The organism is Caulobacter segnis, assembly GCF_029543125.1.
GTDB classification, from domain to species: Bacteria; Pseudomonadota; Alphaproteobacteria; order Caulobacterales; family Caulobacteraceae; genus Caulobacter; species Caulobacter segnis_D.
The window spans coordinates 427,074-441,504 of record NZ_JARQWW010000002.1; the positions used below are offsets into that span (position 1 = coordinate 427,074).

Below are 14,431 nucleotides of genomic sequence, written 5' to 3' on the forward strand. Positions count from 1 at the left end.
AGTGCGCTCCAAATGCTAGGGAGCGCGCCATGACATCCATTACCGCCGAGCGGACCGATCCGCTGACCGAGCCTGCCCTGACGCGCTCCGGCGCGGCGCGCCTGGACGTGATCGATCTGCTGCGCGGGCTGGTGATTGTCCTAATGGTGCTGGATCACGCGCGGGACTACTTCCACGCTCAGGCCTTCCTCTACGACCCGGTGGACCCGGCCAAATCCAACCTGGCGGTGTTCGGCACGCGGTGGATCACCCACCTGTGCGCTCCGACCTTCGTCCTGCTGTCCGGGGTCTCCGCCTATCTGCAGCGCGCCAACGGCAAGAGCCCGGCGACCCTGTCTCGGTTCCTGCTGACCCGCGGGCTTTGGCTGATTTTCCTTGAGGTGACGGTGGTCAGCCTGGGCTTCAACTTCGGGCCCATCCTGTTCATGCAGGTGATCTGGGCCATCGGGGCGAGCATGGTGCTGCTGGCGGCCCTGACCCGGGCGCCGCCGCTGGCGGTGGGGGCGCTGGGCGCGGCGATCATCGCCATCCACCCCGCCCTGTCCGGGATCGATGCGGCGGACCTGGGGTCATGGGGCCTGCTGTGGGGCTTCATGATGGAGCTGACCCTGATCCCGAACCTGGGCTTCGTGGCCTATCCGCTGCTGCCGTGGGCGGGGGTGATGTTCCTGGGTTACGGCCTCGGCGGCCTGTTCCTGAAACCGGCGGATGAGCGGCGCAGGACGGTGCTGGTCCTGGCGCTCGGCATGCTGGCGGCCTTCGTCGTGCTGCGCGCGCCGAACCTCTATGGCGATCCGGCGCCCTGGTCGGCGCACGCGGACGCCGCGCGGACGGCCATGTCGTTCCTGAACGTCTCCAAGTACCCGCCGTCCCTGCTCTACGTCCTGGCGACGTTGGGTGTGTCCTTGCTGCTGTCCCTGGCCCTGGAGCGGCTGAAGGGCGCGCCGGCCAATGTGCTGCTGGCGTTCGGGCGCACGCCGCTGTTCACCTATGTGCTGCACATCTACATCCTGCACCTGGGCGCGCTCCTGATAGCGGCGGCCATGGGGCTGGACCCGACGATCATGGTCAATTTCGTGGTCGATCCGAGCCGGACCATCAAGGCGGGCTGGGGCTTCAGCCTGGCCGGCGCCTACGCCGCCTGGGCCCTGACCCTCGCCGCGCTCTATCCGCTGTCGGCGTGGTTCGCGGGGGTGAAGCGCCGTCGGCGCGACTGGTGGCTGAGCTATCTCTAGGCCGGCAAGACCTTGAAGCTGGCGCGGGCGCGAGCGATCGCCGCTCCGTCCGCCGTCACGCCCGCCTCGGCGAAGCACAGGGTCTTGCCCGGCTTCAGGAAGTGGGTGTCGAAGACCAGCCATTGGCCCGGCTTGGCGAGGCCCAGATAGTCCACGTTGAGCGATACGGTGACGAGACCACCCGCCGCGATCCCCTGCGCCGCCAGCACCTGGCCGCAGGACAGGCCCATGGCGTTGTCCACCAGGCCGGCGATCAGGCCGCCGTGCAGCATGCCGCGCGAATTGGCGTGCGGCGCCCGCACCTCCAGCCCGATCAGAACCCGGTCCTCCAGCACCCGGGCGTAGAGCGGCTCCCACGGATCGGTCAGCGGACTCTTGCGGGTGTGGGGCGAGAAGCCTTCGGGCGGAGAGAAGCTCATAGCAACGTCCTTTGCTCGCGAATTAAACAATTGTTTGAAATTGAGTCCACGACTTTCCCGTGAGGTCGATGATCGTGCTGCTGAGCTCACGGCATTCTTGTTGCTGCGGGCACAAAGATATACAATTGTTCCAGGTATATCTAAGGAGGGTTGGATGCAGGTCGCCAAATGGGGAAACAGCCTCGCCGTGAGGCTGCCGCAATCCGTCGTCGAGGTGTTGGGCCTGCGCGAGGGCGACGACATCGAAATTCACGTCCATGACGCTGCAGCCATGACGGTGGCGCGCAAGCCAGGACGCGAGGCGCTCCTAGCGCGATTGCGATCCTATCGCGGCCGTTTGCCGGAGGATTTCAAGTTCGACCGGGACGAGGCCGGTGGCCGGTAGCTTCCTCGACACCAACGTCCTGCTCTATCTGGCCTCTCACGACGCCTCAAAAGCTGAACGCGCCGAGGCCTTGGTCGCAGAAGGCGGCACGATCAGCGTGCAGGTGCTCAACGAAATGGCCCACGTCGCGCGGCGCAAGATGGCCCTGACCTGGACGGAAACCACACAGATGGTCTCCGCGGTGCGGGCTTTGATGACTGTAACGCCGCTGACGGAGGCGACCCACGTCGAGGGATTGCGGCTCTCCGAGCGGTACGGTCTGTCGGTCTACGACGGACAGATCGTCGCCGCCGCGCTCAATGCAGGCTGCGATGTGCTGTGGAGCGAGGACATGCACGACGGCCTCCTTGTCGACGGCCGCCTGCGGGTGACTAATCCCTTCGCGGCTTAGAGGTTTGCAGTAGCGCGATGGCGGAAACTTGGCGCAGAGCCTTCATGTTGCGCAACAACTAAACCGCATCTTCCGATCGTCAGCCTCGACGGTTAGAAGCGGGTTCATGATCACCATCCGCCTCAGCCGCCCGGACGACGTCGACCGCCTGTTCGAGATCTGGCGGAGCGCCGTTGAAGCGACCCACGACTTCCTGAAGCCCGAGGATCTGGAGTTCATCAGCGGACAGGTGCGTGAAGGCTATCTGCCGGAAGCGTCGCTTCACCTGGCCGTGGATCGTGACGACCGGCCGCTGGCCTTCATGGGGCTGGAAGGCGACAGCATCGACACCCTGTTCGTGGACCCGGCGCACCATGGCCGCGGCATCGGCCGGCTGCTGATCGGGGCCGCACGGGCGCGGGGTTTGCCGCTGAAGGTGGACGTCAACGAACAGAACACCCGGGCCGTGGGCTTCTATGAACGCATGGGCTTCCGGCAGGTCGGACGCTCGCCCCTGGACAGCGCCGGCATGCCCTACCCGCTGCTGCATCTCAGCGAAGCCTGACGGAACCGCCCGGCGGAGCGCTGGTTCTGCTCCCATGGACACCGCCCGCCCGACCTTGCCGAACGCCCGCGATTCCGGCGGGCTGTGCCCGCTTTAGGTCTGGCGCTATCGTCGCCCCATGCGCGCCTTCGCCCTCCTGCTGGACCGGCTGTCTCTGACCAGCTCGCGCAACGCCAAGCTGGTGCTGGTGCGCGATCACCTGGCCAACATTCCCGATCCTGATCGAGGTTGGGCGCTCGCCGCCCTGACGGGAGAGCTCAGCTTCAACGCCGCCAAGCCGGCCTTCATCCGCAAGGCGGTGGAGGCCCGGGTCGATCCAACCCTGTTCGGCTGGTCCTACGACTTCGTGGGCGATCTGGCCGAGACCGTGTCCCTGGTCTGGCCGGCGCAGCCCGGCGCCAATCGCGAGCCGGAGCTGTCGGAGGTGGTGGACGCCCTGCGCTCCGCCAGCCGGTCGCAGGTGCAGGCCCTGATCGAGCGGTGGCTCGACGCTCTGGATCCCGACGGGCGCTGGGCCCTGCTGAAACTGGTCACCGGCGGTCTGCGGGTGGGGCTGTCCGCGCGCCTCGCCAAGCAGGCCTGCGCGGACCTCGCCGCCCTGCACGGCCAGACGGTGACCGTGGCCGAGATCGAGGAGATCTGGCACGCGGTCACGCCGCCCTACGCCGACCTGTTCGCCTGGCTGGAGGGGCGGGCCGAAAAGCCGGACGCCGACCACCCCGGCCGTTTCCGTCCGGTGATGCTGGCCCAGGCCGTCGACGAGGACAGCGACTTCGCCAAGCTCGATCCCGCCGACTACGCCGCCGAGTGGAAGTGGGACGGAATCCGCGTCCAGGCGGTGAGCGAGCGGGGCGTACGGCGGCTCTACACCCGCACGGGCGACGACGTGTCGGGCAGCTTCCCCGACGTGGTCGCGGCTCTGGATTTTGAAGGGGCCCTGGACGGGGAGCTGATCGTTCTGCGAGACGGCGAGCTCGGCGCCTTCAACGATCTTCAGCAGCGGCTGGGCCGCAAGACGGCGGACGCCAAGCTGCTCGCGGCCTATCCCGCCGGGATACGGGCCTACGACCTATTGCTGGATGGCGAAGAGGACCTGCGCACCCTGCCCTTCGCTACGAGGCGCGAACGGCTGGAGGCCTTCGTCGCCCGCATCGGCAGCCCGCGCATCGATCTTTCGCCGCTTCAGCCGTTCGAAACTTGGGAGGAACTCGCCGCCCTGCGCGCCGAGCCTCCGCAGGGGGATGCGCGGTTGTCGGAAGGCCTGATGCTGAAACGCCGGGACAGCGCCTATGAGGCCGGCCGGCCCAAGGGCCCGTGGTTCAAGTGGAAGCGCGACCCGCACCTGATCGACGCCGTGCTGATGTATGCCCAGCGGGGACACGGCAAGCGGTCAAGCTTCTACTCCGACTACACCTTCGGCGTCTGGCGCGAGGACGCCGAGGGCGAGCGGTCCCTCACCCCCGTGGGCAAGGCCTATTTCGGCTTCACCGACGAGGAGCTGAAGCAGCTCGACAAGTTCGTGCGCGACAACACCACCGACCGCTTCGGGCCGGTGCGCGCCGTGAAGGCGGGGGTCGATTTCGGCCTGGTGCTGGAGGTGGCGTTCGAGGGGCTGCAACGCTCCAGCCGCCACAAGAGCGGGGTCGCCATGCGCTTTCCCCGCATCAGCCGCATCCGTTGGGACAAGCCCGCCAGGGAGGCCGATGAACTGGCCACGCTGGAGCGGATGCTCGACTAGCCGTTGAACGCCCGGACGGCGACGATGATCCGGGTCTGGACCGCCTCGTCCATATAGGGGTGCATCGGCAAGGCCAGCACGGTTGCGGCCTTGGCCTCGGTCACCGGCAGACCCCCTTCGCCTTGCGGGAAGCCGGCGTAGGGCTCCTGCTGGTGCATGGGCACCGGATAATAGACGGCGGTGGGCACGCCTTGCGTCTTCAGATGGGCGGCAAGGCCGTCGCGGTTCTCGTGCTCGATCACGTACTGGGCCCAGACGGACTGGCCGCCGGCGATCACCTTGGGCGTCGACAGCACCACGCCCTTCAGGCCCTCGGCGTAGCGGTCGGCCACGGCCTGACGCATGGCGATCTCCTCGTCGAAGATCGCCAGCTTCTCGATCAGGATCGCCGCCTGCAGGGTGTCGAGGCGGGAGTTCATCCCGATGCGGGCGTTGAGGTATTTGGGCTCGTGCTCGAAGACGCGGCCGTTCAGGTCGGCGGCAACCGCCTTGCCGTGGATGCGGAAGCTGTCCATCAGGTCCCACAGCGCCTGGTCGTTGGTCAGGACCGCGCCGCCGTCGCCGTAGCAGCCCAGGGGCTTGGCCGGGAAGAAGCTGGTGGTGGCCACGTCGGCCCAATGCAGCGGATGCTTGCCGTCCAGGGTGCAGCCGAAGCCCTGGGCGCTGTCGGCGATCAGCTTCAGCCCCTCGCGGTCGCAAATGGCGCGCAGGGCCGGATAGTCGGCGGGCTGGCCGAACAGGTCGACGGCGATCACCGCGGCGGGCTTCAGCTCACCCTTGGCCTTCACCGCCGCGATGGCGGCCTCCAGCCTGGCGGGATCGAGGTTGAAGGTGTCGGGCAGGATGTCCACGAAGACCGGCGTGGCGTTGGTCCACGGCACGACCTCGGCGGTCGCGGTGAAGGTGAAGGACGGACAGAACACCGCGTCGCCCGCGCCGATCCCCCAGGCCATCAGCGGCAGGGCGATGGCGTCGGTGCCGTTGGCGCAGGACAGGGCCAGCTTCGCCTGGCCATAGGCGGCGAGCTTGGTCTCGAACTCCCGGACCTCCGGCCCCATGACATAGCCGCCGTGATCGAGGACGCGCGCCATGGCGGCGTTGAGGCGGTCGCGGATGCGCCGCTGCTGGGCGGCCAAGTCGATGAAGGGAATCATGCTCATGAGGCGGCCTCTTAAGGCGCTCCGGCGGCGCTTTCGAGACAAACCCTGTAACCGACTGTTGCGGTCTTTCTTCAAGACCCGCGTTGGCCGAGCGAGGCGAACAGCGCTAAAGGTTCCCCCATGGGCAGCAGGGGATGGCCATGGATATCGACGCGGCGGGCGTGGGGGCCACGCACGGACTGATCGGCGGGGCCGTCGAGCGGGGCGAAGGCAAGGCGGGCGAGCATCACGCCATGTGCGCCGACTGCGGCGCGCAGACCAGCGGCAAGTTCTGCTCCAACTGCGGCCAGCCCACCCATGTGCATCGCTCCTTGCTGCACTTGGGCGAAGAGATCCTGCACGGGGTCATGCACTTCGACAGCCGCATCTGGCGCACCCTGCCGCTGTTGTTCCTCAACCCCGGCCGCCTGACCCGCGAATGGATCGAGGGCAAGCGCTCGCGCTATGTCTCGCCTCTGGGCATGTACCTGTTCACCGTCTTCGTGGTGTTCATGCTGCTGAGCTTCGCGCCGGCGGCGCGTAACGAAGGCGAGCCCTCAACCGCGGCCGCGGCCAGGCCGCCCGTGAGCGGCACCACCCTGTTCCGGGCCGCCAATGAGGTGACCCAGGCCGAGGTGGCGCTGGAGAATCTGCCCGCGGGCGCCTCGCCCGAGGTCCGCAACGCGGCGGTGCGGCGCGTCACCAAGGCGCGTGTGGACCTGGAAGCCGCCAATGAAGCGATGTCCAACAATCCGTCGGCGCCCGACGTGGGGGCGATCACCAATGACTGGGCCAGGGAGCTCCAGTCCATGGCCGCCAAGGGCGACATCAAGGTCAATACGGGCGACAAGAACCTGGACAAGAAGCTGAAAAAGAAGCTGCAGAACCCGGAGCTGGCGCTCTACAAGATCCAGCAGACCTTCTACAAATTCAGCTTCCTGCTGATCCCGATCTCGATCCCCTTCGTGGCCCTGCTGTTCGTGTGGAAGCGGCAGTTCACGCTCTACGACCACGGGGTGTTCGTCCTCTACTCCCTGACCTTCATCGCCATCCTCCTGCTCCTGGCGTCGGTGGCGATGTGGGGAGGCGCCAAGCTCAACTGGGTCAGCCTGGCCATCATGCTGGCGGTCCCGACCCACATGTACGCGCAACTGAAAGGGGCCTACGGCCTGAGCGTCTTCTCGACGATCTGGCGCCTGTGGTTCCTGCTGATCTTCTGCGCGGTCACCCTGTCGCTGTTCCTGACCGCCATCGTCATGCTGGGGCTGACGGGCTAGGGCGCCCCGGAAATCCAGGCTTCCCCTTGCGGGAAGGCTGGATGCCCCTCAACCTCGTTTGCCAAGCGGACCAGCGGGGATGCCATGGCTGTGATCGACGATCGCCACCACCAGATGTTCCCCGTGCTGGACGCGGCCCAGCTGGCGATCGCCCGGGGTTTCGCCAGCGGGGCGGCGCGTCGGTTCGATCCGGGCGAGGTCGTCTTCGCGATCGGTGAACACAACGCGCCCCTGTGGGTGATCCTGGAGGGCGAGATCGCCATCGTCCGGCGCGACGGCCTGGGTCACGAGCAGCACATCACCAGCCAGCAGGCCGGCCAGTTCACCGGCGAGGTCAGCCAGCTGGCCGGCCGTGCGTCCCTGGCCGAAGGGGCGGCCGGGCCTGAGGGCTGCACCGCCGTACCCGTGGACGCGCCTCACCTGCGCGCCCTGATGATCGGATCGGCGGAGATCGGCGAGATCATCATGCGGGCGCTGATCCTGCGCCGCGTCGGCCTGATCGAAAGCGGCGCGGCGGGATCGGTCCTGGTGGGGCTGCCGGACGACCCGGACCTGATCCGGCTGCAAGGCTTCCTCACCCGCAACGGATACCCCAACACCCTGATCGACGCGCAGCAGGACGCGGAGGGGCGCGCCATCGTCCAACGGCTGGGCGTGGCCGATGGCGATCTGCCGCTGATGGTCTGCCCCAACGGCACGGTGCTGCGGCGGCCCAGCGACGCGGAAGCGGCGCTCTGCCTGGGCATGACGCCCGACCTCGACCCGGAAAAGCTCTACGACGTGGCGATCGTCGGCGCCGGACCGGCCGGCCTGGCCGCCGCCGTTTATGCCGCCTCCGAAGGGCTGTCGGTTCTGGTTCTGGACCAACGGGCCATCGGAGGCCAGGCGGGAGCCTCGGCGCGGATCGAGAACTATCTGGGTTTTCCCACGGGCATCTCCGGCCAGGCCTTGGCGGGGCGCGCCTACAATCAGGCGCTGAAGTTCGGCGTCGAGCTGGCCATCCCCATGGAGGTCACGCGCCTTCGTTGCCCGGATGAGGAGGACGGGTTCGCAGGCCCGCTGAAACTGGAGCTGAGCAACGGGGCCCTCGTCCAGTCCAGGACCGTGGTGATCGCCTCCGGCGCCCGTTACCGTCGTCCCCCGATCGAGAACCTTGAGCCGTTCGAGGGCGGCGGCGTCTCGTATTGGGCTTCACCAGTGGAGGCGCGGCTTTGCGCCGGCGAGGAAGTCGCCCTGGTGGGCGGCGGCAACTCCGCCGGACAGGCGGTGGTCTTCCTGGCGCCCAAGGTGCGCCAGCTGCATCTGCTCATCCGGGGCAAGGGTCTGGAGGCGTCCATGTCGCGCTACCTGATCGACCGGATCGCGGCCCTGCCGAACGTGCAGCTTCACACCCATACCGAGGTCACCGCCCTGGAGGGCGACTGCGACACGGGTCTGGTCGCCGCGCGCCTGCGAGATGTCCGCTCCGGCGAGACGCACCGCTGCGAACTGCGCCATCTGTTCCTATTCGTCGGCGCCGACCCGAACGCCGGGTGGCTGGAGGGCTGCGCGACCTTCGACGACAAGGGCTTCATCGTCACCCGCTCCTCCACCTCGTCGCTGCAGACGGATCGCCCCGGCGTCTTCGCCATCGGCGACGTGCGGGCGGGCTCGACCAAGCGCGTCGCCGCCGCTGTCGGCGAGGGCGCGGCGGTGGTCAGCCAGATTCACCAGTACCTCGCCACGCTGGATGAACCCGGCGCCTAAGACACCCGGGAGAGCCTCATGTGCGGACACCTTTCCACCGTGAAGACAGTCACGCCCAGCGCTCGCGGCTGCGAGGAATGCCTGAAATCCGGCTCCATGTGGGTGCATCTTCGGCTGTGCCGGACCTGCGGTCATGTGGGCTGCTGCGACCAGTCGCCCAACCGCCACGCCACGGCGCATTTCCACGCCACGCGCCACCCCGTCATCGAGGGCTATGACCCGCCGGAAGGCTGGGGCTGGTGCTATGTGGACGACATCTTCATCGAGCTTCCGGACCAGACCCCGCAGCTGACGCCGATCCCGCGTTACGTCTGACGCAGATTAGACCGGCGCCGGCTTTCCGGGGCGGAACGACTTGGCGAACATGCCGCTGAGGGTCTCCGGCTCCGGCGTCGCCGTGACCCAGGCCTTGCCGTCCATGACGCTCTGCACGGCGGAATCGAACATGCGCTGCATGCTTTCGGTGTCGAACTTCACCATGCTGCCGTGATTGGGGTCGTAGGGGATCGAAGCGATCTCCAGCGGCACGCCGGCTCCGGCGCAGAAGGTGGCCGCCACGCTGATCGCCTGGCGGTACGAGAACCGCAGCATGGTGTCGAAGCTGCGCATCAGGATCGACGGCAGGTTCATGGGCGTGCTCTTGGGCGCGGGGTCCAGCACGGTGTTGACGATAACCCGCACCCGCCCGCCCCGGAACCGTCGGCCGATGTTGCGGTCGCGCAGCAGGGCTTCGGGCAGGATGAACAGGGGCGCGGCCACCCCTCCGTCCACATGCATCTCTTCGAAATCCTCGCCGTCGGCGCGGCTGGCGATCATGCGTGGCGGAAACAGGCCCGGCAGGCTGGCCGAAGCCGCGAGGATGTCGCGAAAAAGCTTCAGCGGCGCGTCGCTGTCGCCCGGGCGGGCCCGGGACGCGATCGCGCCCATGTCCCAGATGCAGGCCTGCTGGCGGTCCAGGTCGGTGGTCGCCACGAACAGCCGGCGGCCCTCCGCATGGGCCGCCGCCACGGCGAGCAGCAGGGCCTCGTCCACGAAGGGCGCGATCAGGCCGTCCAGGGCGTCGGCCCGCAGGAGGCCGCCCAGACCGGGAATGGCTTTTCGGCTCAGCAGGCGCGCGGCGTGACCGCCGGTATAGGCGTCGCTCAGACGCTCGTCCCACTCCGAGCCCAGGAAAGCGAAGGGCGCGATCAGCGCGCCGGTGGAGACGCCGGTGACGATAGCGAAGGTCGGACGGCGTCCCGCCCGCGAGAGCCCGACAAGCAACCCCGCCCCGAAGGCGCCGCCCGCCGCGCCGCCGGAGACCGCCAGGATGTCGAACGGCGCGCGCGACCACAGCGATCGCGGCGCCGCGATCCGGTCGGCCGCGGCGGTCAGGGCGTCCTGAGCCTCGGTGATGGTGAGGCGGACACCTTCGAAGCCGCGCGGCTCGGCGCTGGCCGGGCTGTGCGGCAGACGACGGCGGCGGCGCGGCTCGATCGGCGGCGGGGGCGTGTCAGACATGGGCGTCCTTGCGGTGCGGTCTCGCTTACTCCTAACACCCAACGTGGCCCGGCGGTCAAAGGCTGCGCTTGGCCGCGACGGTCGGAACTTGAACAAGCAGAAGCCGTTGACGAGCCAAGGCGCAGCTTTCATTCCAGAGACATGCAGACCAACGCACCGAAGGAAGTCGAACAGGCCGTTCGCAACCCGATCACCCTGGATGAGAACCTCGTCCGCAAGGCCGTCGACATGTTCGGCACTTTCGCGGTCAATCTGCTCGTCGCCGTCCTCATCCTGGCCGTCACCTTCTGGCTGGCCAAGACCATGTCCGGCGTGGTTCGGCGCGCCCTGACCCGGGTCCAGCGCCACCACCCCGACCCCACCCTGGCCAGCTTCGGCGCATCGCTGACGCGCTACCTCGTCATCTTCGTCGGCATCATCGCGGTCCTCCAGCAGCTGGGCGTGCAGACCACCTCGATCCTGGCGGTGCTGGGCGCCGCGTCCCTGGCGGTGGGCCTGGCCCTGCAGGGGACCCTGTCAAACGTGGCGGCGGGGGTCATGCTGCTGATCTTCCGTCCTTACCGCGTGGGGGACACCATCGAGACCTCGACCCGCAAGGGCGTGGTGAAGTCCCTGGACCTGTTCGTCACCGAGCTGGCCATGGGCGACAACACCAAGGTCATCGTGCCCAACGGCAAGGTCTTCGGCGATGTGATCCTCAACTTCACGCACTATCCGCGACATCGCTCCGACGCGATCTGGAAGGTGCCCTACAAGACCGACATCCAGGCGATGCTGACGGCGCTGAACGCCCGCATCTCCTCGGATCCCCGCATCCGCAAGGATCCGAAGCCGGTCGTGGAGATCACCGCCATGAGCGAAGCGTTCATCGAGGGCGCCGTGCGCGCCTGGACGGCGCGCGAGGACGAGGGATCGGTGAAGTCGGACCTGCTGCTGGCGATCCGCATCCTGTCCGAAAATCCCGAGGCGGACCTGCCGCCGCTGACGCCGCCCGCGCCGAAGCCGACGGCCGCTGAACGCAGCCGCCGTCGTCATCCCATCAGCCTTCGAGGGCTTGCGCGAGATCGGATTTCAGGTCGTCGAGATCCTCGATCCCCACCGAAAGCCTGACCAGGCCGTCAGTGATGCCGAGCGCCTCCCGCTGCTGCGGCGGAATGGAGGCGTGGGTCATGATCGCCGGGTGCTCGATCAGGCTCTCCACCCCGCCCAGGCTTTCGGCCAGGGTGAACAGGCGGGTGCGCTCCAGCATCCGCCGCGCCGGGGCGAGGCCGCCCTTGATGTCCACCGAGATGATGCCGCCGAAGCCATGCATCATCTGGCGCTTTGCCAGCTCGTGCTGCGGGTGGGAGGCCAGGCCCGGATAGACCACGCGGGCGATGTCTGAGCGCGCCTCAAGCCACTCGGCGATGGCCAGGGCGTTGTCGCAGGCGCGCTGCATGCGCAGGGCCAGGGTCTTCACTCCGCGCAGGGCCAGGAAGCTGTCGAAGGGGCCGAGCACCCCGCCGATGGCGTTCTGCAGGAACTTCAGCTTGTCGGCGATCTCGGCGTTGTCGCCCACCACCGCCACCCCGGCCACCACGTCGGAGTGGCCGTTCAGGTACTTGGTGGCCGAATGCATCACCACGTCGAAGCCCAGCTCCAGCGGCCGCTGGACGTAGGGGCTGCAAAAGGTGTTGTCGGCCACGGTGATCAGGCCGTGCTTCTTGGCCAGCTCAGCGATGGCCGCCAGGTCCGCCAGGCGCAGCATCGGGTTGGTGGGCGTCTCCACCCAGATCATCTTCGTCTCGGGGCGGATAGCCGCTTCGATCGCCGACAGGTCGGCCATGTCCACGAAGCTGAAGGTCAGGCCGGCCGACCGTTTGCGCACCTTGTCGAACAGCCTGAACGAGCCGCCGTAGAGGTCGTCGCTGGCGATCACGTGCGCGCCGCTGTCGAGGATCTCCAGGATCGTCGAGGCCGCCGCCAGACCGGAGGCGAAGGCGAAGCCCGCCGTGCCGCTCTCCAGGTCCGCCACCGCGCGCTCGAAGGCGAAGCGGGTCGGGTTGTGGCTGCGGCTGTACTCGAAGCCCTTGTGCTCGCCCGGGCTGGTCTGGGCGTAGGTCGAGGTGGCGTAGATCGGCACCATCACCGCGCCCGTGGTCGGGTCGTGGCTCTGGCCGCCGTGGATGGTGCGCGTGGCGAAGGCCAGGCGGTTCTTGCCAGTCTTGTTTTCGCTCATGCTCAGGCCGTCAGACGCAGGTGGTTGATCAGATCGACGCGGGTGATGACGCCGATGAACTCGTCGCCGTCCACGACCAGGGCGACCTCGTCGCGGTCGAAGACTTCCGGCAGGGCGTCCACGCCCTGATGGGCCTGAAGGGTGTTCACCGCCTTGGTCATGGCCTGAGACACCGGCTGCTTGAAGCGCGGACCGGGCTGGTCGTCGCCGCCTTCGACGGCCGCGAGGATGTCGCTTTCGTCGAGGATGCCCACGAGCTTGCCGTGGTCGACCACCGGCAGCTGGCTGATGTCGCCGCTGCGCATGCGGTTATAGGCGGTCATCAGGGTGTCCTGCGGACCGATGGCGACGACGCCGCCGTCGGCGTAGCGCTTGGCGATCAGGTCGCGCAGGTCGCCGTGCAGCTCGCGCTCGTCAAAGCCGTGCGCCGCCAGCCACATGTCGTTGAACATCTTGGTCAGGTACTTGGCGCCGGTGTCGCAGACCAGGGTCACGACGCGCTTGGGCTCGGTCTGTTCGCGGCAATAGCGCAGGGCGGCGGCCAGCAGGGTGCCCGACGAGGAGCCGGCCAGAACACCTTCCTTGCGCAGCAGCAGGCGGGCGGTGTCGACGCTCTCGCGGTCGCTGATCGAATAGGCCTTCTTGACCAGGCTCATGTCGGCCACGGCCGGGATGAAGTCCTCGCCGATGCCCTCGACGATCCAGCTTCCGGCCTCGCCATAGGTTCCGGTCGCCACATAGTCACAGAGGATCGACCCGACCGGGTCGGCCAGGACCATCTGCGTCTTGGGCGAGTGCTTGGCCATGTAGCGGCCGATGCCGGTCAGGGTGCCGCCGGAGCCGACGCCGACCACCACCGCGTCCACGTCGCCGTCCATCTGGGCGAAGATTTCCGGCGCGGTGCCGGTCTCGTGCGCCAGCGGGTTGGCCGGGTTCTCGAACTGGTTGACGTAGATCGCGCCGGGGATGGACTGGGCCAGGGTCTGGGCCATGTCCTGATAGTATTCGGGGTGGCCCTTGCCCACGTCGCTGCGGGTCAGGCGCACATCCACGCCCATGGCGCGCAGGTGCAGGATCTTCTCCCGCGCCATCTTGTCCGGAACGATCAGGATCAACTTGTAGCCCTTGAGGCTGGCGACCTGCGCCAGGCCAAGGCCGGTGTTGCCGGCGGTGGCCTCGATGATCGTGCCGCCCGGCTTGAGGCTGCCGTCCTTTTCGGCCGCCTCGATCATGGAGCGTGCGACCCGGTCCTTGATCGACCCGCCGGGGTTCTGGCTCTCCAGCTTGAGGAACAGACGGCAGGGGCCGGTGTCGATGTTGCGGACCTCGATCATCGGGGTCGAGCCGATGAGGTCGAGGGCGGAAGACTGCGCCTTGGGGGCGCTCGAGATTTGGTCGGTCATGGCGAAGGCTCCGCCGAAAAACGATGGATTTGCCCTCTTCTAGAGGCAAAACGCGCAAGTTCGAAAGCCGACTGTGAGGGACGGCGAGAAAACCTTGCGCAGCAAAAGCGTGGTGATCCGCACGGGCCGGCGCAAGGCTGACGAACGCACGATCCGCACGACGTCCGGCGAATCGGCAGCCAGACCTAGTCCTTCTCGCGCGACATGCGATGAACGATGACCATGGACGCCAGGGTCGCCAGACAGACGAGCGCCGTCAGACCCGGGCGGCCATCCATGTAGGCCGCAAGGGCTCCGCAGCCGCCGATCACACCGACGACGACCATAGGCCAGGGAGAGGTTTCGAACTCGGGGTCCATGGCCCGGCTTATCGCGCCATGCGTGTGCCGGATCGATCCCGTATTTCTACGGTGGCGGGGCAGGCCCTTGCGCCCGG

The 14,431-nt window shown here is 67.8% G+C and carries 15 protein-coding genes; 9 read left to right on the top strand and 6 right to left on the bottom strand.

The features are described 5' to 3' along the window. Positions 1-29: 29 nt before the first annotated feature. On the top strand, positions 30-1,235 hold the full coding sequence (locus P7B02_RS06740; protein WP_277785556.1) for a DUF1624 domain-containing protein: 1,206 nt from the start codon (positions 30-32) through the stop codon (positions 1,233-1,235). On the opposite strand, the gene P7B02_RS06745 is transcribed toward P7B02_RS06740, so the two are convergent. Then, positions 1,232-1,654 carry a PaaI family thioesterase gene (locus P7B02_RS06745; protein ID WP_277785557.1) on the bottom strand — a complete coding sequence of 141 codons (423 nt, stop codon included), beginning with the start codon at positions 1,652-1,654 and terminating at the stop codon, positions 1,232-1,234. The genes P7B02_RS06740 and P7B02_RS06745 overlap by 4 nt on opposite strands. A gap of 154 nt (positions 1,655-1,808) precedes the next feature. Here P7B02_RS06745 and P7B02_RS06750 point away from each other — a divergent pair, with 154 nt between their 5' ends. The 4 genes from P7B02_RS06750 (at position 1,809) to P7B02_RS06765 (ending at position 4,712) form a co-directional block, all read left to right on the top strand. Continuing rightward, positions 1,809-2,039: an AbrB/MazE/SpoVT family DNA-binding domain-containing protein gene (locus P7B02_RS06750; RefSeq protein ID WP_277785558.1), complete on the top strand. Its 231-nt coding sequence runs from the start codon at positions 1,809-1,811 to the stop codon at positions 2,037-2,039. Further along, entirely contained in the window at positions 2,029-2,430 is a 402-nt protein-coding gene (locus P7B02_RS06755; protein ID WP_277785559.1) for a PIN domain-containing protein, read from the top strand. Before P7B02_RS06750 ends, P7B02_RS06755 begins: the two co-directional genes overlap by 11 nt. A gap of 106 nt (positions 2,431-2,536) precedes the next feature. Next, on the top strand, positions 2,537-2,974 hold the full coding sequence (locus tag P7B02_RS06760) for an acetyltransferase (protein ID WP_277785560.1): 438 nt from the start codon (positions 2,537-2,539) through the stop codon (positions 2,972-2,974). A gap of 118 nt (positions 2,975-3,092) precedes the next feature. Then, positions 3,093-4,712, top strand: a complete 1,620-nt coding sequence (locus P7B02_RS06765) for a cisplatin damage response ATP-dependent DNA ligase (protein WP_277785561.1) — start codon at positions 3,093-3,095, stop codon at positions 4,710-4,712. Here the strand turns inward: P7B02_RS06765 and P7B02_RS06770 are convergent. Then, the gene (locus P7B02_RS06770; protein ID WP_277785562.1) at positions 4,709-5,872 is read right to left on the bottom strand and encodes a DegT/DnrJ/EryC1/StrS family aminotransferase; all 1,164 of its coding nucleotides are present in this window, start codon (positions 5,870-5,872) and stop codon (positions 4,709-4,711) included. The genes P7B02_RS06765 and P7B02_RS06770 overlap by 4 nt on opposite strands. A gap of 140 nt (positions 5,873-6,012) precedes the next feature. Between P7B02_RS06770 and P7B02_RS06775 the strand changes: the two genes are divergently transcribed. The 3 genes from P7B02_RS06775 to P7B02_RS06785 all read left to right on the top strand — a co-directional run bounded on the left by P7B02_RS06775 (position 6,013) and on the right by P7B02_RS06785 (position 9,189). Further along, entirely contained in the window at positions 6,013-7,128 is a 1,116-nt protein-coding gene (locus P7B02_RS06775; protein ID WP_277785563.1) for a DUF3667 domain-containing protein, read from the top strand. An 84-nt stretch (positions 7,129-7,212) separates the two neighbouring features. Further along, entirely contained in the window at positions 7,213-8,874 is a 1,662-nt protein-coding gene (locus P7B02_RS06780) for an FAD-dependent oxidoreductase (protein ID WP_277785564.1), read from the top strand. A gap of 18 nt (positions 8,875-8,892) precedes the next feature. Further along, positions 8,893-9,189, top strand: a complete 297-nt coding sequence (locus P7B02_RS06785) for a UBP-type zinc finger domain-containing protein (protein WP_277785565.1) — start codon at positions 8,893-8,895, stop codon at positions 9,187-9,189. Between the two features lie 6 nt (positions 9,190-9,195). On the opposite strand, the gene P7B02_RS06790 is transcribed toward P7B02_RS06785, so the two are convergent. After that, positions 9,196-10,374, bottom strand: a complete 1,179-nt coding sequence (locus P7B02_RS06790) for a patatin-like phospholipase family protein (protein WP_277785566.1) — start codon at positions 10,372-10,374, stop codon at positions 9,196-9,198. A gap of 141 nt (positions 10,375-10,515) precedes the next feature. Between P7B02_RS06790 and P7B02_RS06795 the strand changes: the two genes are divergently transcribed. After that, the gene (locus P7B02_RS06795; protein ID WP_277785567.1) at positions 10,516-11,484 is read left to right on the top strand and encodes a mechanosensitive ion channel family protein; all 969 of its coding nucleotides are present in this window, start codon (positions 10,516-10,518) and stop codon (positions 11,482-11,484) included. On the opposite strand, the gene P7B02_RS06800 is transcribed toward P7B02_RS06795, so the two are convergent. The 3 genes from P7B02_RS06800 to P7B02_RS06810 all read right to left on the bottom strand — a co-directional run bounded on the left by P7B02_RS06800 (position 11,414) and on the right by P7B02_RS06810 (position 14,354). Next, the gene (locus P7B02_RS06800; protein WP_277785568.1) at positions 11,414-12,592 is read right to left on the bottom strand and encodes a cystathionine gamma-synthase; all 1,179 of its coding nucleotides are present in this window, start codon (positions 12,590-12,592) and stop codon (positions 11,414-11,416) included. The two genes, P7B02_RS06795 and P7B02_RS06800, sit on opposite strands and share 71 nt — an antisense overlap. 2 nt (positions 12,593-12,594) lie before the next feature. Further along, positions 12,595-13,995: a cystathionine beta-synthase gene (locus P7B02_RS06805; RefSeq protein WP_277785569.1), complete on the bottom strand. Its 1,401-nt coding sequence runs from the start codon at positions 13,993-13,995 to the stop codon at positions 12,595-12,597. A gap of 185 nt (positions 13,996-14,180) precedes the next feature. Continuing rightward, positions 14,181-14,354: a hypothetical protein gene (locus tag P7B02_RS06810; protein WP_277785570.1), complete on the bottom strand. Its 174-nt coding sequence runs from the start codon at positions 14,352-14,354 to the stop codon at positions 14,181-14,183. Positions 14,355-14,431 lie beyond the last annotated feature (77 nt).

Coding starts and splice junctions, on each gene's coding strand:
- P7B02_RS06765 (WP_277785561.1), top strand. CDS start 3,093: ATGCGCGCCTTCGCCCTCCTGCTGGACCGGCTGTCTCTGACCAGCTCG.
- P7B02_RS06750 (WP_277785558.1), top strand. CDS start 1,809: ATGCAGGTCGCCAAATGGGGAAACAGCCTCGCCGTGAGGCTGCCGCAA.
- P7B02_RS06810 (WP_277785570.1), bottom strand. CDS start 14,354: ATGGACCCCGAGTTCGAAACCTCTCCCTGGCCTATGGTCGTCGTCGGT.
- P7B02_RS06805 (WP_277785569.1), bottom strand. CDS start 13,995: ATGACCGACCAAATCTCGAGCGCCCCCAAGGCGCAGTCTTCCGCCCTC.
- P7B02_RS06775 (WP_277785563.1), top strand. CDS start 6,013: ATGGATATCGACGCGGCGGGCGTGGGGGCCACGCACGGACTGATCGGC.
- P7B02_RS06790 (WP_277785566.1), bottom strand. CDS start 10,374: ATGTCTGACACGCCCCCGCCGCCGATCGAGCCGCGCCGCCGCCGTCGT.
- P7B02_RS06795 (WP_277785567.1), top strand. CDS start 10,516: ATGCAGACCAACGCACCGAAGGAAGTCGAACAGGCCGTTCGCAACCCG.
- P7B02_RS06745 (WP_277785557.1), bottom strand. CDS start 1,654: ATGAGCTTCTCTCCGCCCGAAGGCTTCTCGCCCCACACCCGCAAGAGT.
- P7B02_RS06740 (WP_277785556.1), top strand. CDS start 30: ATGACATCCATTACCGCCGAGCGGACCGATCCGCTGACCGAGCCTGCC.
- P7B02_RS06785 (WP_277785565.1), top strand. CDS start 8,893: ATGTGCGGACACCTTTCCACCGTGAAGACAGTCACGCCCAGCGCTCGC.
- P7B02_RS06780 (WP_277785564.1), top strand. CDS start 7,213: ATGGCTGTGATCGACGATCGCCACCACCAGATGTTCCCCGTGCTGGAC.
- P7B02_RS06760 (WP_277785560.1), top strand. CDS start 2,537: ATGATCACCATCCGCCTCAGCCGCCCGGACGACGTCGACCGCCTGTTC.
- P7B02_RS06770 (WP_277785562.1), bottom strand. CDS start 5,872: ATGAGCATGATTCCCTTCATCGACTTGGCCGCCCAGCAGCGGCGCATC.
- P7B02_RS06800 (WP_277785568.1), bottom strand. CDS start 12,592: ATGAGCGAAAACAAGACTGGCAAGAACCGCCTGGCCTTCGCCACGCGC.